The organism is Pseudomonas sp. NPDC087814, from assembly GCF_044742865.1.
In the GTDB taxonomy this organism is placed as follows: domain Bacteria; phylum Pseudomonadota; class Gammaproteobacteria; order Pseudomonadales; family Pseudomonadaceae; genus Aquipseudomonas.
Map to the genome: position 1 here is coordinate 1 of NZ_JBIUVK010000048.1, position 18,570 is coordinate 18,570.

Annotated in this window: 21 protein-coding genes; 14 read left to right on the forward strand and 7 right to left on the reverse strand. The window is 60.7% G+C overall.

Going from position 1 to position 18,570, the window contains the following annotated elements:
- Positions 1-310: 310 nt before the first annotated feature.
- On the reverse strand, positions 311-613 hold the full coding sequence (locus ACIOMR_RS25285) for a DUF2288 domain-containing protein (RefSeq protein WP_003211652.1): 303 nt from the start codon (positions 611-613) through the stop codon (positions 311-313).
- A 340-nt stretch (positions 614-953) separates the two neighbouring features.
- Here ACIOMR_RS25285 and ACIOMR_RS25290 point away from each other — a divergent pair, with 340 nt between their 5' ends.
- From ACIOMR_RS25290 to ACIOMR_RS25335, 10 genes are all read left to right on the forward strand, one after another.
- Positions 954-2,081, forward strand: a complete 1,128-nt coding sequence (locus tag ACIOMR_RS25290) for a branched-chain amino acid ABC transporter substrate-binding protein (RefSeq protein ID WP_087693197.1) — start codon at positions 954-956, stop codon at positions 2,079-2,081.
- Between the two features lie 45 nt (positions 2,082-2,126).
- Entirely contained in the window at positions 2,127-2,309 is a 183-nt protein-coding gene (locus ACIOMR_RS25295) for a hypothetical protein (protein ID WP_003211657.1), read from the forward strand.
- Positions 2,309-3,232, forward strand: coding sequence for a high-affinity branched-chain amino acid ABC transporter permease LivH (livH, locus tag ACIOMR_RS25300; protein ID WP_003211659.1), 924 nt, complete (start codon positions 2,309-2,311; stop codon positions 3,230-3,232). Before ACIOMR_RS25295 ends, livH begins: the two co-directional genes overlap by 1 nt.
- Positions 3,229-4,482, forward strand: a complete 1,254-nt coding sequence (locus tag ACIOMR_RS25305; protein WP_003211661.1) for a high-affinity branched-chain amino acid ABC transporter permease LivM — start codon at positions 3,229-3,231, stop codon at positions 4,480-4,482. The genes livH and ACIOMR_RS25305 overlap by 4 nt, the downstream gene beginning before the upstream one ends.
- The gene (gene livG / locus ACIOMR_RS25310) at positions 4,479-5,246 is read left to right on the forward strand and encodes a high-affinity branched-chain amino acid ABC transporter ATP-binding protein LivG (RefSeq protein WP_003211663.1); all 768 of its coding nucleotides are present in this window, start codon (positions 4,479-4,481) and stop codon (positions 5,244-5,246) included. The genes ACIOMR_RS25305 and livG overlap by 4 nt, the downstream gene beginning before the upstream one ends.
- Position 5,247: 1 nt before the next feature.
- On the forward strand, positions 5,248-5,949 hold the full coding sequence (locus ACIOMR_RS25315) for an ABC transporter ATP-binding protein (protein WP_003211664.1): 702 nt from the start codon (positions 5,248-5,250) through the stop codon (positions 5,947-5,949).
- 260 nt (positions 5,950-6,209) lie between these two features.
- A complete protein-coding gene (locus tag ACIOMR_RS25320; RefSeq protein WP_003211666.1) occupies positions 6,210-6,515 on the forward strand; it encodes a DUF2282 domain-containing protein in 306 nt (101 codons plus the stop codon).
- Positions 6,516-6,541: 26 nt separating this feature from the next.
- Positions 6,542-7,417 (forward strand): DUF692 domain-containing protein, encoded by an 876-nt coding sequence (locus tag ACIOMR_RS25325; protein ID WP_003211668.1) that lies wholly within the window; start codon positions 6,542-6,544, stop codon positions 7,415-7,417.
- The gene (locus ACIOMR_RS25330) at positions 7,414-8,190 is read left to right on the forward strand and encodes a DUF2063 domain-containing protein (RefSeq protein ID WP_102368254.1); all 777 of its coding nucleotides are present in this window, start codon (positions 7,414-7,416) and stop codon (positions 8,188-8,190) included. The genes ACIOMR_RS25325 and ACIOMR_RS25330 overlap by 4 nt, the downstream gene beginning before the upstream one ends.
- Complete coding sequence (locus ACIOMR_RS25335; RefSeq protein WP_008432068.1) at positions 8,187-8,672, forward strand: DoxX family protein; 486 nt, start codon at positions 8,187-8,189, stop codon at positions 8,670-8,672. The genes ACIOMR_RS25330 and ACIOMR_RS25335 overlap by 4 nt, the downstream gene beginning before the upstream one ends.
- Here the strand turns inward: ACIOMR_RS25335 and ACIOMR_RS25340 are convergent.
- Complete coding sequence (locus ACIOMR_RS25340) at positions 8,669-9,577, reverse strand: LysR family transcriptional regulator (protein WP_003211675.1); 909 nt, start codon at positions 9,575-9,577, stop codon at positions 8,669-8,671. The two genes, ACIOMR_RS25335 and ACIOMR_RS25340, sit on opposite strands and share 4 nt — an antisense overlap.
- A gap of 104 nt (positions 9,578-9,681) precedes the next feature.
- Between ACIOMR_RS25340 and ACIOMR_RS25345 the strand changes: the two genes are divergently transcribed.
- Entirely contained in the window at positions 9,682-10,281 is a 600-nt protein-coding gene (locus ACIOMR_RS25345; RefSeq protein WP_003211677.1) for a short chain dehydrogenase, read from the forward strand.
- Positions 10,282-10,297: 16 nt separating this feature from the next.
- Here ACIOMR_RS25345 and ACIOMR_RS25350 read toward each other — a convergent pair whose 3' ends face one another.
- On the reverse strand, positions 10,298-10,657 hold the full coding sequence (locus ACIOMR_RS25350) for a hypothetical protein (protein ID WP_003211679.1): 360 nt from the start codon (positions 10,655-10,657) through the stop codon (positions 10,298-10,300).
- A gap of 172 nt (positions 10,658-10,829) precedes the next feature.
- On the opposite strand from ACIOMR_RS25350, the gene ACIOMR_RS25355 reads away from it, so the two are divergent.
- The gene (locus ACIOMR_RS25355) at positions 10,830-11,501 is read left to right on the forward strand and encodes a COG3650 family protein (protein WP_003211681.1); all 672 of its coding nucleotides are present in this window, start codon (positions 10,830-10,832) and stop codon (positions 11,499-11,501) included.
- 107 nt (positions 11,502-11,608) lie between these two features.
- On the forward strand, positions 11,609-13,222 hold the full coding sequence (locus ACIOMR_RS25360; protein ID WP_102368251.1) for an NAD(P)/FAD-dependent oxidoreductase: 1,614 nt from the start codon (positions 11,609-11,611) through the stop codon (positions 13,220-13,222).
- A 135-nt stretch (positions 13,223-13,357) separates the two neighbouring features.
- Here ACIOMR_RS25360 and ACIOMR_RS25365 read toward each other — a convergent pair whose 3' ends face one another.
- Positions 13,358-14,455, reverse strand: coding sequence for a PLP-dependent cysteine synthase family protein (locus tag ACIOMR_RS25365; RefSeq protein ID WP_173406096.1), 1,098 nt, complete (start codon positions 14,453-14,455; stop codon positions 13,358-13,360).
- 213 nt (positions 14,456-14,668) lie between these two features.
- On the opposite strand from ACIOMR_RS25365, the gene nhaA reads away from it, so the two are divergent.
- Positions 14,669-15,856 (forward strand): Na+/H+ antiporter NhaA, encoded by a 1,188-nt coding sequence (nhaA, locus tag ACIOMR_RS25370; protein ID WP_177081102.1) that lies wholly within the window; start codon positions 14,669-14,671, stop codon positions 15,854-15,856.
- Positions 15,857-15,937: 81 nt separating this feature from the next.
- Here nhaA and ACIOMR_RS25375 read toward each other — a convergent pair whose 3' ends face one another.
- The 3 genes from ACIOMR_RS25375 to ACIOMR_RS25385 form a co-directional block, all read right to left on the reverse strand.
- Positions 15,938-16,402 (reverse strand): glycine zipper 2TM domain-containing protein, encoded by a 465-nt coding sequence (locus tag ACIOMR_RS25375; protein WP_003189251.1) that lies wholly within the window; start codon positions 16,400-16,402, stop codon positions 15,938-15,940.
- Positions 16,403-16,683: 281 nt separating this feature from the next.
- The gene (gene pdxH, locus ACIOMR_RS25380) at positions 16,684-17,331 is read right to left on the reverse strand and encodes a pyridoxamine 5'-phosphate oxidase (RefSeq protein WP_003211693.1); all 648 of its coding nucleotides are present in this window, start codon (positions 17,329-17,331) and stop codon (positions 16,684-16,686) included.
- A gap of 27 nt (positions 17,332-17,358) precedes the next feature.
- A complete protein-coding gene (locus ACIOMR_RS25385) occupies positions 17,359-18,522 on the reverse strand; it encodes an OmpA family protein (protein ID WP_134325848.1) in 1,164 nt (387 codons plus the stop codon).
- Positions 18,523-18,570 lie beyond the last annotated feature (48 nt).

Genomic DNA, 18,570 nt, shown 5'->3' on the forward strand with positions numbered 1-18,570 from the left:
CGAGTGGTGGGGCAAAGACCTTTTGGTTACTTTTGGCTGGGCCGGCATTCCGGGCGTTTGCCAAAAGTGACCCGCTGTAAGAGCGGAACCATAAGTAGCCGTTACCTAAATAACGGATATGTACTCAAAAAACTCACACCCAGAAACAATTCCCCCCGCACTCCGCCGCTACCAAAACTGTTCCCATGACGCGCACGTAACCCCCGCCTGTGACCTTTCTCTACGGCAAGGTGCCATCACCGCAAATGCAGTTACCCGCCTACACACTTAAACTCGGAAAAATCACGCACCTTTTTCGCGCATGCATTTCCTACACTGCCCTTTCCTGGATCAGAATCCACGGCGAAACCACCACCGCCCACAAACTCGGATCCCGCTCAACCAGGTCCAATGCCCGCGTCGCAGACACCTCGCCAAGACTCCCCGCAGCCAGCCAGGCAGCGACTTTCTCACGGTTGTCCTCAGCCATGCCCTCGGCGGCCTCGATCAAATCCAGCCCGGCGTCGACCCACAATAGGGCACCCTTGGCAAAGAACGGCTCAAGCTCCTTCCAGGAAATTTCGGCAGTTTCACCAAGCAGCTTGGCATAGAGGGTGCTAGGTTCTTGCGTCATGGGAGTTCACCTGAAGAAAAAATCGGCGCAATCATACCGTCGAGCCCCAGGCAGAAAAACCCAGTTGCAAATGAGGCACCGAACGAAAGTGTCAGGAAAGCCAAGGATTGCCCGAAACTCTGGCATCACCCCGCCGCAATTCTGTCTTTTTCTTTCATTTAAGCGACATACCCGGGTTTTGCCCCCAGCAGCCAGCTTTTCAAGCGATCAACCGGCGCTCTACACTGTACCGGTACAGTTGCCAGGCCGCTGCCGGGGGATATCCGAGATATCTGATCCGGTTCTGCAGCTCACAAGGCCGCTAGAACTATAAAAAATACAACAGTAAGAGTGGAGCACTATGAATAAGGCTACTAAGCAGATTTCCAAACTGTTTGCCGCTATGGTCCTGGCCGGGGTTGCCAGCCATTCGTTCGCAGCTGACACCATCAAGATCGGTATTGCCGGCCCTAAAACCGGCCCTGTGACCCAGTACGGCGACATGCAGTTCATGGGTGCCAAGCAGGCCATCGCCGACATCAACGCCAAGGGCGGCGTAGATGGCAAAATGCTCGAAGCCAAGGAATACGACGACGCTTGCGATCCAAAACAAGCCGTGGCCGTAGCCAACAAAGTGGTCAACGACGGCGTCAAGTTCGTGGTCGGTCACCTTTGCTCCAGCTCCACTCAGCCAGCATCCGACATCTACGAAGACGAAGGCGTGATCATGATCACCCCGGCTGCCACCAGCCCGGAAATCACGTCCCGTGGCTACAAGCTGGTCTTCCGTACCATCGGCCTGGACAGCGCCCAGGGCCCAGCCGCCGGTAACTACATCGCCGACCACGTGAAGCCGAAAGTCGTAGCCGTTATCCACGACAAACAGCAATACGGTGAAGGCATCGCCACCGCCGTTAAACAAACCCTCGAGAAGAAAGGCGTGAAAGTTGCCCTCTTCGAAGGCATCAACGCTGGCGACAAAGACTTCGGTTCGCTGATCCAGAAGCTCAAGCAAGCCAACGTCGACTTCGTCTACTACGGCGGCTACCACCCTGAGCTGGGCCTGATCCTGCGCCAAGCCAAGGAAAAAGGCGTGAACGCCAAGTTCATGGGCCCTGAAGGCGTCGGCAACGACTCCATCTCGCAAATCGCCCAGAACGCTTCCGAAGGCCTGCTGGTTACCCTGCCGAAATCCTTCGACACCGATCCTGCCAACAAGGCAATCGTTGAAGAGTTCACCAAGAACAAGCAGGACCCAACCGGTCCGTTCGTGTTCCCGGCCTACTCGGCTGTTGAAGTGATCGCCGGCGGTATCGCTGCCGCGAAGAGCGAAGACACCGCCAAGGTGGCAGCGGCCATCCACGCCGGTACCTTCAAGACCCCGACCGGCGACCTGAGCTTCGACGCCAAGGGCGACCTGAAGGACTTCAAGTTCGTGGTCTACGAATGGCACTTCGGCAAACCAAAAACCGAAGTTTCCCCTCAGTAAGCCAGGCGTTACTGGTCAACAAGCCCACTGTGCAAGCAGTGGGCTTTGTTTTACGAGGTTTATGGGCCTGTCACCCGCGATCCGGGCGCTGGCTCACCTGAAAATCTTAAAACCGTCACCAGCGGTTCGCTGGCAAACGCTTTGTGCAACCTGATCACAGAACAGGGCACCGAGCCGGAAATTGACTCCACCAGTGAAATGCGTATCGGGTTTTTAGGAGCGCTGTAATGCCTGAGATCTATCATTTTTTCCAAACGCTGGTTAACGGCATGACCGTTGGCAGCACCTATGCCTTGATAGCCATTGGCTACACAATGGTTTACGGCATCATTGGAATGATTAACTTCGCCCATGGCGAGGTGTACATGATTGGTTCCTACGTGGCCTTCATCGCCCTTGCCGGGCTGGCCATGCTGGGTATCCATTCCCTGCCGCTGTTGATGACCGCTGCATTCCTGGCGTCCATCGTCGTAACCAGTGCCTATGGCTACAGTATCGAACGCGTTGCGTACCGCCCCTTGCGTGGCAGCAACCGCTTGATCCCGCTGATCTCCGCGATCGGCATGTCGATTTTCCTGCAGAACACCGTATTGCTGTCCCAGGACTCCAAGGACAAATCCATTCCCAACCTGATCCCGGGGAGCATCTCCTTCGGCCCAGGCGGCGCACAGGAAGTGCTGATTTCCTATATGCAGATCCTGGTCTTCGTCGTCACCCTGGTGGCAATGCTCGGCCTGACCCTGTTCATCTCTCGCTCCCGTCTGGGGCGCGCCTGCCGGGCCTGCGCCGAAGACATCAAGATGGCCAACCTGTTGGGCATCAACACCAACAACATCATCGCCCTGACCTTCGTCATCGGTGCCGCACTGGCGGCTATCGCTGCCGTGTTGCTGAGCATGCAGTACGGCGTGATCAACCCCAACGCCGGTTTCCTGGTGGGCCTCAAGGCCTTCACCGCGGCGGTATTGGGCGGCATCGGCAGCATTCCGGGCGCGATGCTCGGCGGGCTGGTGCTGGGGGTGGCTGAAGCCTTTGGCGCCGACGTATTCGGTGACCAGTACAAGGACGTGGTGGCATTCGGTCTATTGGTTCTGGTGCTGTTGTTCCGGCCGACCGGCATTCTGGGCCGTCCGGAGGTTGAGAAAGTATGAGCAGATATCTTAAATCGGCGTTTTTCAGCGCCTTGCTGGTCTGGGCCGTGGCCTTCCCGGTACTCGGGCTCAAGTTGAGCATTGTCGGGATCAACCTCGAAGTGCATGGCACCGGTCCCGTGACGTTGACCATCATTGCCCTGTGCTCGGTGCTGATGTTCCTGCGCGTGCTGTTCACCCAACAGGTCGGGGCACTCCTCAAGTCCAACCGTGGCCCGTTGGTATCGCCCAAGGTCAGCCAGTTCCTGACCCTGCCGCGCACCCAGCGCTACATCATCATCGGCCTGATCGTGGCCGCGTTGATCTGGCCTTTCTTCGGTTCCCGTGGTGCGGTGGATATCGCGACGCTGATCCTGATCTACGTGTTGCTGGGCCTGGGCCTGAACATTGTGGTGGGTCTGGCCGGCTTGCTCGACCTGGGCTATGTGGGCTTCTACGCAGTGGGTGCCTACACCTACGCGCTGCTCTCGCATTACCTGGGCTGGGGCTTCTGGATCTGCCTGCCACTGGCCGGCATGGCGGCGGCCACATTTGGCTTCCTGCTGGGCTTCCCGGTACTGCGCTTGCGCGGTGACTACCTGGCGATCGTGACCCTGGGCTTCGGTGAAATCATCCGTCTGTTCCTGCGTAACCTCACCGATATCACCGGCGGCCCCAACGGCATCAGTAGCATTCCCAAGCCGACGTTCTTCGGGCTGACGTTCGACCGCACCGCGGCCGAAGGCATGCAGACGTTCCACGAGTACTTCGGGATCGACTACAACCCGGTGAGCAAAGTGGTGTTCCTGTACCTGGTGGCCCTGCTGCTGGCACTGGCGGCGCTGTTCGTGATCAACCGCCTGCTGCGCATGCCGATCGGCCGTGCGTGGGAAGCGCTGCGCGAAGATGAAATCGCCTGCCGTGCACTAGGCATGAATCCGACCGTCATCAAGCTTTCGGCATTCACCCTCGGGGCGACCTTCGCCGGTTTTGCCGGCAGCTTCTTCGCCGCGCGCCAAGGCCTGGTGACCCCGGAGTCGTTCACCTTCATCGAGTCGGCAATCATCCTCGCCATCGTGGTACTGGGCGGCATGGGCTCGCAGCTGGGCGTGATCCTCGCTGCGATCGTGATGATCCTGCTGCCGGAAATGATGCGTGAATTCAGCGAATACCGCATGTTGATGTTCGGCGCCATGATGGTGCTGATGATGATCTGGCGACCTCAAGGCCTGCTGCCCATGCAACGTCCCCACATGGAGCTGCGCAAATGAGCCGCGAGATCCTGAAAGTCGAAAACTTGAGCATGCGCTTCGGCGGTTTGCTGGCGGTCAACGGCGTGGCCCTGACCGTGCAAGAGAAACAAGTCGTGGCCCTGATCGGCCCCAACGGCGCCGGCAAGACCACGGTGTTCAACTGCCTGACCGGCTTCTACAAGCCGGCTGGCGGCACCATCCTGCTGGACGGCCAGCCGATCCAGGGCCTGGCCGGCCACGAGATCGCCCGCAAGGGCGTGGTGCGCACCTTCCAGAACGTGCGGTTGTTCAAGGACATGACGGCGGTCGAGAACCTGTTGATCGCCCAGCATCGCCACCTGAACACCAACTTCTTTGCCGGCCTGTTCAAGACGCCGTCGTTCCGCAAGAGCGAGCGCGAGGCCATGGAATATGCAGCGTACTGGCTGGACAAGGTCAACCTCACCGAGTTTGCCAACCGTCCTGCCGGCACCCTGGCCTACGGTCAGCAACGGCGCCTGGAAATCGCCCGCTGCATGATGACCCGCCCGCGGATCCTCATGCTCGACGAACCGGCCGCCGGCTTGAACCCGAAGGAAACAGAAGACCTCAAGGCGCTGATCAGTGTGCTGCGTGAAGAAAACAACGCCACCGTGCTGCTGATCGAACACGACATGAAACTGGTCATGAGCATTTCCGACCATATCGTCGTGATCAACCAGGGCACGCCACTGGCCGACGGTACGCCGGAGCAGATCCGCGACAACCCGGAAGTGATCAAAGCCTATTTGGGGGAAGCGTAAAATGCTGCAATTCGAAAACGTTTCCACTTTCTACGGCAAGATCCAGGCGCTGCACAGCGTCAACGTGGAAGTGCGCCAGGGCGAAATCGTTACCCTGATCGGCGCCAACGGTGCCGGTAAATCCACGCTGCTGATGACCCTGTGCGGTTCGCCCCAGGCTCACAGCGGCAGCATCCGCTACATGGGTGAGGAGCTGGTGGGCCAGGCCTCCTCCGAGATCATGCGCAAGAGCATTGCCGTGGTTCCGGAAGGCCGCCGGGTATTTGCCCGCCTGACCGTGGAAGAGAACCTCGCCATGGGCGGGTTCTTCACCGACAAGGGCGATTACCAGGAGCAGATGGACAAGGTGCTGCACCTGTTCCCGCGGCTCAAGGAACGCTTCAGCCAGCGCGGCGGCACCATGTCCGGCGGCGAACAGCAAATGCTCGCCATCGGCCGCGCGCTGATGAGCAAGCCCAAGCTGTTGTTGCTGGACGAACCGTCCCTGGGGTTGGCGCCGATTATCATCCAGCAGATCTTCGACATCATCGAACAGCTGCGCAAGGACGGTGTGACGGTGTTCCTGGTGGAGCAGAACGCCAACCAAGCGCTGAAGATTGCCGACCGCGCCTACGTGCTGGAAAACGGCCGCGTGGTGATGCAGGGCAGCGGCGAACAACTGCTGACCGATCCGAAAGTACGTGAGGCTTATTTGGGCGGTTGATGCCCATCTGGTCAATGTATGAGCGGGCTTTTGTGGGAGCGGGCTTGCTCGCGAAGGCGGTGGATCAGCCAACTTGTTGGGTGACTGACCCACTGCCTTCGCGAGCAAGCCCGCTCCCACATTTGTTTGGTGTGAACCAAAGACTTTGGCGAAACCTGAAATTATTTTCCCCGGCTTTGTAACGAATCCCTTCCCCCTTTCTCTAGTGGTGTAAGCAGGCGAACATGCTTGCCAACTCAACCCACTGCTGGAGATACACCATGACTACCAAAACCCGCTCGCTGTCCGCCGCCACCCTCGTCCTGGCCCTGGGTTCGGCCCTGAGCCTGTCCGCCCTGACCACCACCGCCCACGCCGCCGATGACATGCAGAAATGCTTCGGTGTAGCCGAAGCCGGCAAGAACGATTGCGCCGCAGGCGCCGGCACTTCCTGCGCGGGCACCTCGAAGGTCAAGGATCAGGCCAACGCCTGGAAACTGGTCCCGGCCGGTACCTGCCTGAAAACCCCAAGCACCACCTCGCCAACCGGCTTCGGCCAGGAAGCTGCCTTCACCGCCAAGTCCTGAAACCCTGCACAGCCTGAGTACTGACGATGACGCTCTCATTCACCCACTCCATCTCCCAGGCTCAGGCGCCCGGCCTCCCCCGTCGGGCCGGGCTGGGGCTCAAGAACGAGCACTTCAGTGAAGTGCTCGAGACGTCCCCCGATATCGGTTTTTTTGAAGTCCACGCCGAAAACTATATGGTGGCCGGCGGGCCTTTCCATCACTACCTGGGCTTGATCCGCGAACAGTACCCGCTGTCGCTGCACGGTGTAGGCCTGTCCATTGGCGGCGAAGGTCCGCTGAACGACGAGCACCTGGCGCGCTTGGCCACGCTGATCGAACGCTATCAACCCCACTCCTTTTCCGAACACCTGGCCTGGTCCAGCCACGGCCCGGTGTTTCTCAATGATTTGCTGCCGCTGGCGTATGACGATGAAACCCTGAAGCGGGTGTGCGAACACATCGACCAGGTACAAACCCGCCTGCAGCGGACCATGCTGCTGGAGAACCCGTCGACCTATCTGCAATTCCAGTGCTCCACCCTGGAAGAGACCGACTTCATCAGCGAAGCGATTCGCCGCACCGGCTGCGGGCTGCTGCTGGACGTGAACAATGTGTATGTGTCGTGCATCAACCATCAGCAAGACCCGCTGAAGTACATCGAGGCCTTGCCGTTGCACGCCGTGGGCGAGATTCACCTGGCAGGGTTTGCCGAAGACACCGACAGCCTCGGCGACCGTTTGCTGATTGACGATCACGGCGCCCCCATCGACAACGCGGTATGGCAGCTCTACCAGCACGTGCTCAGCCGCACCGGGCCGGTCGCCACGCTGATCGAGCGCGACAACCAGGTGCCGGCGTTCAGCGTGCTGCACGCTGAAGCACGCGAGGCCGACCGGTTTCTGCTGGAGGTGCGTGCATGAGCCGCCAGGACGTCTTTAGCCGCGCACTGCTGTCCCCCGACGAAAACTGCCCGCAAGGCTTGTTCAGCCGCAACGGCGCCGATCCGGCCGGTCGTTTTGCGGTGTATCGCAACAATGTCCATAGCTCGCTGATCAACGCGCTGGCCGCCGGCTACCCGGTCACCCTGCAACTGGTGGGCGATGAGTTTTTTCGGGCGATGGCCGGTGTGTATGTCCAGGGTTTCCCGCCGACAAGCCCTCTGATCAATGAGTACGGCAGCGACCTGGCGGACTTTATCCAGGGCTTCGCGCCCGCCGCCAGCGTGCCTTACCTGGCTGATGTGGCGCGCCTGGAGCGATTGCGGGTGAGGGCCTACCACGCGGCAGACGCACAGCCACTGGATCAACAGGAGGTCATCGCCACCCTGCAACAACAGTCGGACCTGGGCGAACTGCGCCTGCAACTGCATCCATCCCTGGCCACCCTGAACTCGGCCTACGCCGTGGTGGCTTTATGGGCGGCGCATCAGACCGGCGAATCCCTCGCCACCCTCGACCCCTTCCATGCCCAAAGCGCGCTGGTGCTACGCAATGGCCTGCACGTGCAGGTATTTCACATCGACAGCGGCTCAGCGACGTTTATCAACAGCCTGAACAACGGTTGGCCATTGGAAATGGCCGTGGCCTACGCCCTCGATGCGGCCGCCGAATTTGACCTGCACCAATGCCTGGCCCTGCTGATCGGTCACGGCGCCATCACCCACTTGCACACAGAACCCAAGGTATCGCCATGAACACCACCGCTCCCGGGCTGATCCAACGGATCATCCAGTGCTTCGAGAAAATCCCCTACAGCCTGATCGCCTTTGTCGCACGCTTCTCTATCGCGGCGGTGTTCTGGAAATCCGGACAGACCAAGGTCGAAGGCTTCGCCGTGGACCTGATCGGCGGCACGTTCCAACTGGGCTGGCCGCACTTGGCGCCGTCCACCCTGCCGCTGTTTCGCAGCGAATACCACGTGCCGCTGCTGTCTGCGGAAGTGGCGGCGCACATGGCTGCGTTCGCCGAGCATTTTTTCCCGGTGCTGATCCTCGTGGGGTTTGCCACGCGATTCTCGGCGCTGGCGCTGCTGGGCATGACCCTGACCATCCAGCTTTTCGTCTACCCGGACGCCTACCCGACCCACGGCACCTGGATCGCATTGCTGCTGCTGTTGATGGCCAAGGGGCCGGGCAGCTTCTCGATTGATCACCTGATTGCGCGACGCTACCGCTAAAGGCGATCGAGGGCTTCGCCGCTGCGCTTGAACCAGCCCACCAGATAATCTGCGAGTACCTGGGTGCGGCGCGGCAGGCCGCCCTGATACGGATGGACCAGGTACATCGGCATGCTGCGGGTCTGATAATCCCGCAGGAGCCAGCGCAGGCGACCGTCAGCCAATTCCGCGTGCAGCACGTAGGACGGCAAGCGCGCGATGCCCGCCCCCACCAGTGCAGCCTTCTTCAACAAGTTGTAATGGTTGGAGGCAAAGGTCCCGGATACCCGAACCCGCAGCAGCTCATGCTGTTGGTGATACAGCCACTCTTCACGACCACTGTAGTGGCTGTTCAGCAAGCAGTTGTGGCCCACCAGTTCCGCCGGCGTCAGCGGCTCGCCGTGCTGTTCCAGGTAAGCCGGGCTGGCGCAGGTCATCTCGTGCCAGGCGAGCAACGGCTTGGCGACCAGACGCTCGTCGTTGGCGACCTCCGAACGTACCGCCAGGTCGAAGCCATCCCGCGCCAGGTCCCGGTACTGGTTGTTGAGTTCCAACTCGATCTGCACCTGTGGGTACTCCCGGGAAAACTCCAGCAACAGACCGTCGAAGAAGGTTTCGCCCAGGGACACCGGAACCGTCATACGCACCGGGCCGACGAGATCATCCTTGAGCCTGGCCAACGCCTGACGTGCCCGCTCCACCTGGACCACCAACGCCTGGGCTTGCGGCAACAGCGCCGCACCCGCCGCCGTCAGGCTCAGGCGGCGGGTGGTGCGATGCAACAACACCACCGAAAACTGCGCTTCCAACTGGCTGATGCGCTTGGACAGTTGCCCTTTGCTGCAGCCCAGTTGCTGGGCCGCCAAGGTAAAGCTGCCGGCTTCGATCAACACGGCAAACGCGGCGAGGTCATCCATTTCGCTCATGGATTGTTTCCAATTGAAAATCAAAGGTTGCCTATTAGTGCACTTATCCGCGCAAAAAATCACTCTAGACTGAAACCTCACCTACACATCTGGAGGAAGGCACGATGAAAATCCTGTTGATTGGCGCAAGCGGTACCGTGGGTTCGGCGGTGAAGGCAGAACTGTCCCAACGGCATGAAGTGATCAGCATCGGTCGCAAAAGTGGCGACTTCCAGGTCGATATCAGCGACAGCGCCTCGATCCGCAAACTGTTCGAACAGACCGGCAAATTCGACGCACTGATCTGCGCCGCCGGCAGCGTCAACTTCGTGCCCCTGGGCGACATGAGCGAAACCGATTTTGACCTGGGCCTGCAAGACAAGCTGATGGGCCAGGTCAACCTGCTGCTGATTGGCCGCGAGTTCGCCAATGACGGCGCGTCGTTCACCTTCACCAGCGGCATTCTCAACCGCGATCCGATTCGCACCGGTGCTTCGGCTGCCCTGGTCAACGGCGCGCTGGATGCATTCGTGAAAGCCGCTGCGATCGAACTGCCCCGCGGCCTGCGCATCAACTCGGTCAGCCCTACCGTCCTGCTGGAAGCCATGGGCAGCTACGCGCCGTACTTCCGTGGGTACAAACCGGCTCCGGGTGCAGAAGTGGCGTTGGCCTACGCGAAAAGCGTGGAAGGCTTGCAGACCGGGCAGACGTTTATCGTAGGCTGACCAGCCTGAAAAGCCGTCACCGTTGAACCCAGGGCATCCATTTACGGAGCATGTCCTGGGGGACGGAAAACTGTATTTCTCGTGTGTTCAGCACACCCATGACAGTGGCGCCATCACTCACGTTGTAGCCGTCTACGTATGTCGAAACCTGCTTGTTGTAAGCCAGTAAAGTAATTGCAGCCGTGCGGGCCCTGGCCTCCGGGCTCAGCGTGACATTGACCGAAATAAAGTCCGGGCTACTGTCAGGCGTCCTCTTCACGGTGATCGAGATCTCGGTAAAGTCAGTGGCAGAGGAGTACTCCAGCCGCGCCGGTTCACTGCCCAGTGCAGAACCCGTCACCAGTAACAGCCCCCACAGATTCCATCGAATAGTCATCGCGGCTTTCCGAATAAAAGAGAAAGACGTTCCCATGACCGTTCAGATCCCTCTATAGGAAAAGTCCCAGCAGGGATGATCGCCCCCGGCACACCTTATTCAACCTGTGTCCCGGGCTTGTGATGCACCGCCAGCCTGCGTAACGTGGCGGCACTTATCAGGAGACCCGATAATGCGTGCCGCCCGTACCCTAGCCTTGTTTGCCCTGTTGCCCCTGTTCGCCGCCTGCCAGATGTTCGATAACGAGCCGGCCAAGCCCTCTCTCGCCGGGATGACCCGCATGCAGGGCGAGTTGACGGCGCAGGGTGACAAACTGCTGTTCCAGCCCTGCAACGACAAACGCAACTACGTGGTCAACGACACCGGTGGCACCAGCATCCTGCAGGAGGCCGCCTCCCTGGCCGGCCAGCAAGGCGCACTGTTTGCCGACCTGCGTGGCAAGTTCTCCGGCGTCGCCAGCGGTACCCAGGGCACGGTGGACCTGCAACAGGTGTACCGCGTCGAGCGCTCGACCTCGGCCTGTGATGACCCGGACTTCAAGCGCATGATCCTGCGGGCCAACGGCCACAAACCGGCCTGGGCGATGAACGTCACCGCCAAGGGCATGGTGCTGGAGCGTGAAGGCCAGCCACCATTGGCCGTGCCGTATGTGGAAGAGCAATCGGGCGACGGACGGTTCAACCTGATGACCGAAGCGAATAACCAGCACATCGAACTCTGGGTGGCCCCGCAACGCTGTGTCGACAGCGCCAGCGGCAGCCTGCAGCACATGTCCGCCGAGCTTCGGGTCAACGGCCAGGTGCAACGCGGTTGCGCGTCGTTCGGCGGTTCGCGAGACGACTGATTGCGCCCTGCGCTGTTTTAGCATGACGGGAAACCGCTGTTGGGGCTTATAATCGCCGGTTTGCAAAACAGCCGGCCTCTTTGCCCGCCGCCTACCGGATTCCTGTCATGTTACGAATCACCGAACTCAAGCTGCCCATCGACCATCCCGAAGAAGACCTGCGGCCTGCCATTGTGCAACGCCTGGGCATCGCCAGTGATGACCTGCTCGATTTCACCCTGTTCAAACGCAGCTACGACGCCCGCAAGAAATCGTCGGAGCTGTGCTTCATCTACACCATCGACCTGGAAGTCAAAGGCGAGGCGGCCCTGCTGCTCAAGTTCGCCGACGACCGCAACGTCAACCCTGCGCCGGACATCAGCTACAAGGTCGTGGGCCATGCGCCGGAAGGCCTGACCGAGCGGCCGATCGTCGTCGGTTTTGGCCCGTGCGGGATCTTCGCCGGGCTGTTGCTGGCACAGATGGGTTTCAAGCCGATCATCCTCGAGCGCGGCCGCGAAGTGCGCCAGCGCACCAAGGACACCTGGGGCCTGTGGCGCAAGAATGTGCTGAACCCGGAATCCAACGTGCAGTTCGGTGAAGGCGGCGCCGGGACCTTCTCCGACGGCAAGCTCTATAGCCAGATCAAGGACCCGAAATTCCACGGTCGCAAGGTGCTGCACGAGTTCGTCAAGGCCGGTGCGCCAGACGAAATCCTCTACGTCAGCAAGCCGCACATCGGTACGTTTCGCCTGACCGGCGTCGTGGAAAACATGCGCCAGCAGATCATCGCCCTGGGCGGTGAAGTGCGCTTCGAGCAGCGGGTCACCGACGTGCTGATCGAAGACGGCCAGTTGAATGGCGTGGTGGTGGATGGCGGCGAGCAGATCCTGTCCAAGCACGTAATCCTGGCCCTCGGCCACAGCGCCCGCGATACCTTCCGCATGCTGCATGGCCGTGGCGTGTACATGGAAGCCAAGCCGTTCTCGGTGGGTTTCCGTATCGAACACCCGCAGTCGCTGATCGACGCTGCACGCCTGGGCAAGTACGCCGGCCACCCGAAACTCGGGGCCGCCGATTACAAACTGGTGCACCACGCCAAGAACGGCCGTTCGGTGTACAGCTTCTGCATGTGCCCGGGCGGTACCGTGGTCGCGGCGACATCAGAGCCGAACCGCGTAGTAACCAACGGCATGAGCCAGTACTCCCGTAACGAACGCAACGCCAACTCCGGGATCGTGGTGGGCATCACCCCGGAAGTGGATTACCCGGGCGGCCCGCTGGCCGGGATCGAGTTGCAGGAACGCCTGGAATCCCACGCGTTCATCCTCGGCGGCAGCAACTACGAAGCACCGGCGCAGCTGGTGGGTGATTTCATCGCCGGCAAGCCGTCCACCGCCATCGGTACCGTGGAGCCATCCTACAAGCCCGGCGTAGCCCTGGGTGACCTGGCGCTGGCGTTGCCGGAGTTTGCCATCGAAGCCATCCGCGAAGCGTTGCCGGCGTTCGAGAAGCAGATCAAGGGCTACTCGCTGCACGACGCGGTCCTTACCGGGATCGAGACCCGCACTTCTTCGCCGCTGCGGATTACCCGTAACGAGTCGATGCAGAGCCTGAACGTGAAAGGCCTGTTCCCGGCGGGCGAAGGTGCCGGTTATGCCGGTGGGATTTTGTCGGCGGGTGTCGACGGGATTCGGATTGCCGAGGCGCTGGCGCGGGATATGTTGGGCCTGGAGGCTTAACCACTGCGCTGAAAACGCAGCAGATCAAATGTGGGAGCGGGCTTGCTCGCGAATGCGGTGGATCAGCCGAATCATGTATTGGCTGACACACCGCATTCGCGAGCAAGCCCGCTCCCACATTGGTAATGCGGTGTTTCAAATATTGGCGCGCAGGATGCTTTCCGGCAACGGTTGCCCCCGCTCGACACTCGCCGCAACGGCCGCAATCAAACCCTCCAACTCATACCCCTGCCCTGCCAGCCAGGCCTGATCGTAATAGGTCGTGGCATAGCGCTCACCGCCGTCGCACAAGATCGCCACGATCGAGCCCGACTCCCCTGCCGCCTTCATCTGCTGCGCCGCGATCAACGCACCGATCAGGTTGGTGCCACTTGAGCCGCCTACTCGCCGCCCCAAGCGCTGCGCCAGGTAATGCATGGCCGCCAGGGACAGCGCATCCGGCACCTTGACCATCGCATCAATCACTTTCGGCAGGAAAGACGCCTCAACCCGTGGCCGGCCAATACCTTCGATGCGCGAGCCACAGTCCAGGCGCAGGCTGGCGTCGCCGCTCAGGTAGTAGTCGAAAAACACCGAACGCTCCGCGTCCGCGCACAACACTCGGGTGCAGTGCTGGCGATAACGCACATAACGCCCCAACGTCGCCGTGGTGCCACCCGTGCCGGGGCTGGAAATCAGCCAACTCGGCTCCGGATAACGCTCAAAGCGCAGTTGCTGGAAGATCGATTCAGCGATGTTGTTGTTGGCGCGCCAGTCAGTGGCACGTTCGGCATAGGTGAACTGGTCCATGAAATGGCCACCGCTTTCCTGCGCCAGGCGCTCGGATTCGGCGTAGATCTGCGTCGGATCCTGCACCAGATGGCTCTTGCCCCCGTAGAACGCGATCTGCGCAATCTTTTCCTGGGAAGTGGTGGCCGGCATCACCGCAATAAACGGCAAGCCCAGCAGCCTGGCGAAGTACGCCTCGGAAATCGCCGTGGAACCGCTGGAGGCTTCGATCACCGGTGCACCGGGCTTGAGCCAGCCGTTGCACAACGCATAGAGGAACAACGAACGCGCCAACCGATGTTTCAGGCTGCCGGTGGGATGGCTGGACTCATCCTTGAAATACAACTCGATACCTGGCAAACCCTGCATTGGCAAGGGGATCAGGTGGGTGTCGGCGCTACGCTGGAAGTCCGCTTCAATAATGCGAATGGCTTCGCGGGCCCATTGGCGGTTGTCGCTCATGATCGGTTTCTCTAAGGATTTCAGACCTGATCTTAGGATGTTTCCTACACTCCACACAGATACAGTCATGACTCAATTGGACACACAATTTTCGGGGTCTGGCGCGCAAGTGATCAGACCGATTCCTTATAACAAATAAGAATATAACTTTTGTTTTAACAACTAACGGTACGGGTTAGGGTACCCACCTATTGAACTTTGATTGGAGAGCATCCCTTGCCTCTGCGTAGCACTTTCACCCGTTTCTTCCAGCTGGAAGCCGCCAGCGGTCTGCTCCTGATCGCTGCTGCCGCTTTGGCGCTGATCATCAACAACTCACCGCTGTCGCACCTCTACGCGAGTTTTCTCGACGTGCCGGTGGTCGCACAAATCGGCGCCCTGAAAATCGCCAAGCCGGCGCTGCTGTGGATCAACGACGGCCTGATGGCCCTGTTCTTCCTGCTGATCGGCCTTGAGGTCAAACGCGAGTTGCTCGACGGCCAACTGTCCAAGCCTTCGCAAGTAGTACTGCCGGGAGCGGCAGCCATCGGCGGCATGGTCGTGCCGGCGCTGATCTATTGGGCGCTGAACAAGGACAACCCGGCCGCCCTGGGTGGCTGGGCAATCCCCATGGCCACCGACATTGCCTTCGCCCTGGGCGTATTGGCCCTGCTGGGCAAGCGCGTGCCGGTTTCGCTGAAGCTGTTCCTGATGACCCTGGCCATCATCGACGACCTTGGCGCAATCATCGTGATCGCCATCTTCTACTCCACCGACCTGTCCGGGGCGTCATTGGCCGGCGCAGCGGCATGCCTGATCGCCTTGATTGCGATGAACCGGCTGGGTGTCGTCAAGCTGGGGCCCTACATGATTGTCGGGCTGATCCTGTGGGTCTGCGTGCTCAAGAGTGGCGTGCACGCCACCCTGGCGGGCGTGACATTGGCCTTCTGCATCCCGCTGCGCACCAAAAACGCCGAGCCATCGCCGCTGCTGACCCTGGAACACGCCCTGCATCCCTGGGTGGCCTACGCGATCCTGCCGCTGTTTGCCTTTGCGAATGCCGGCGTCTCGCTGGCTGGCGTCAACCTGGAAAGCTTCACCCACCACGTGCCAATGGGCATCGCCGCCGGCCTGCTGCTGGGCAAGACCGTTGGCGTACTGGGTTTCACCTGGGTCATGGTAAAAACCGGCCTTGCCGCACTGCCCGCCGGCGCCAACTGGGGCCAGGTGCTCGGCGTGGCGGTCCTGTGCGGCATCGGCTTCACCATGAGCCTGTTTGTCGGCTCCCTGGCGTTTGTGCCGGGCAGCAGTGAATACGCGGGTATGGACCGGATGGGCATCCTGACCGGGTCGATACTGGCGGCGCTGATCGGGTATGCGGTGACGGCGATGGCCAGTCGCAAGCAGGCGCTCGTACAAGCCTGACCGTTAAGAACAATCGCTCCCCCAATAAAAAACCCCAACCGGCCACCCGGTTGGGGTTTTTCTTTTCCTGCAACCTTACCCTTAACGAGTAACGCGGCTGGTTCCGTCCACCGTCATGATGCGGACGCGGTCGCCGATGCGGAAGATTTCGTTCTCTTGAACCGCCTGGACGTAGGCGCGCATGCTGCCATCATCTTCGCGGACGGTGATTTCAACCCCCTGGGTGCGGGTCAGGCCTTCCTCGGTGGCCGAGCCCAGCAGGCCGCCGGCGACTGCGCCGATAACGGCGGTCACGATGCTGCCACGGCCGCCGCCGATGGCGCTGCCGCCAACGCCGCCGATGACTGCGCCCGCAGCGCCGCCGATTGGGGTCTTGGTGCCTTCGATTTTCACCGGACGCAGGGATTCGATGGTGCCCATGCGAACAGTCTGTACACGACGAGCTTCGTCACGGGAGTACGAGTCGCCGGTCAGACTCGAGGCGCAGCCACCCAGCAGCAGCGACAGGGTGGTAAAGCAGGCAACTAGTAAAACGGACTTACGCATAGCATCAACTCCAAAGGACAGGTATCCATTAAACCGCTGTGGCTTGCCGCCTGTCACGGCATGCCGGGCAGAAAATTGTTTTCATTCAGCCTTAGTACAGAGAACCTGTACCGAAAAACTCGACGAACGGTAGCAATCCCACCTCCCTCAGGATCTCGATGGACGCTGTCATCATTGTAGCTAACGGCCGCATAACGCAGCGCAGCGCTACCCATCCAAGGCCTCTGACTAGAGACTTCGGCGTGCAGCGCTACATTCAGGCGAGGTGACGAAAGGTGGGCTCAGGGCGCCAGGCGCTCACGGGTCCAGTCGGCCCCCTGCAAGCGGAAGTTCAAGCGGTCGTGCAAACGACTCGCGCGGCCTTGCCAGAACTCGATGCGCTCCGGCAGCAGGCGGTAACCACCCCAGTGTTCGGGGCAATCAGGCTGGGTATCGCTGAAGCGTTGTTCGGTGGCCTTGAGCAGCGCCTGCAACTCTTCGCGGTCCCTGATTACCCGGCTTTGCGGTGAAGCCCAGGCACCCAGGCGGCTACCCAGGGGACGGACCTGGAAGTAAGCATCCGACTCCTCGGGCGAGACCTTGACCACCCGACCTTCGATGCGCACCTGGCGCTCCAGGGTCGGCCAGAAGAAGGTCATGGCGGCAAACGGTCGCGCCGCGAGTTGTTCGCCCTTGGCGCTCTGATAATTGGTGAAGAAGGTAAAGCCCTGTGTATCCAGGCCTTTGAGCAGCAGGATCCGGCAGTGCGGGCGACCGTCCTGGTCCACCGTAGCCAGGGTCATGGCATTGGCCTCCACCGGTGGCTGTTCGGTTTTCACCGCGTCGGCGAACCACTGGTGGAACAAGGCAAACGGTTCATCCGGGGCCTGGGCCTCGCTCAAACCGTCCCGTGTGTAGTCACGGCGCATATCGGCCAGTGCCTGGGTCATGCGGCTTTATCCTTCTTGCTCAAATAATCAGTTCTTCGCCTGGTCGTTGGTAGCAGCTGGAGCGGCGGCCTTGGCAGGTGCTGGCTTTTTAGCAGCAGGCTTGGCCGGGGCCTTTTTGGCAGCCGGCTTGGCGGCAGCTTTCTTGGCGACGGTTTTTTTCGCCGGAGCGGCCGCTTTTTTGACCGGAGCAGCGGCTGGAGCAGGAACGTCCTGCACAGCGACCATTTCAGCCTTCGGCGGATTGGCCGAGTTGTACTTGCTCAACAAGGCCAGCATGGTGGTGCGCTGGGTGAACATGATTTCCATGCGACGGTTCAGGGCGCGGCCCTGGTTGCTGTCGTTGGCGGCACGCGGCATCAGGTCGCCCATGCCACGCAGCATCAGGCGGTCCTGCTTCAGGCCGCTGAGGCTGAAGATCGAGGCGATGGACTGCGCGCGCTCTTTGGTCAAAGCCTGGCTTACCGGCTCGGCACCCGAGGTGTCGACGTGGCCCAGGACCAGTACGGCGGTCTTCGGATCGCCTTCAACAGCCTTGGCAACGCGGGTGAACGGACCCAGGGTCACCGGCAGCAACATCGCCGGGCGTTTCGGGTTGTAGGAGCCGTCAACCGGAGCAATCACCACCAATACGTTGTCGCGGCGTTCCAGTTGCAGGTTGCTGTCCTTGATCGCGAGACGCAGGCGTGGCTCGTAGTCGTCCAACCAGGCCTGGGTGATTTTTGGATCAGGCATCGGGATGTTGGCGACGTCGACCTTGGCCAATGGCTTTGGCTTGCTTTCGAACGGCCACCACCATTTGGTATCGGTATCCGTCTTGGCAACGGCAGGTGCAGCGGCCGGTGCATCAGCCGGGGCGCCGGAGGCAGGCGTTGCCGCCTTGAGGTCGGCCTTCAGGTCTGCCTTGGCGTCGTCGGCTTTCGACGAGAACGGCCACCAGCTGGAGCCGGTATCCGCCTTCGCAACCGGTGCAGGTGCAGGTGCAGCAGCCGGTGCTACCGGCGCTGGCGCCTTGGCCGCGACCGCCGGCTTGGCATCCGGTTTGGTGTCGGCCTGGCTCACTGCGTCCTTGGTAGCAGCCTTATCGGAGCCAAATGACCACCAATGCCCGCCCTCGGCATCATTTTGTGGGGTTTGTGCACAGCCAGTAATAGTGAGGCATAGCGCCAGTGCCAAGGACTTGTTCGATAACATGAGATATCCACAAAATGAGAAAAAACCAGGGGCCTGAATGACCCGTTA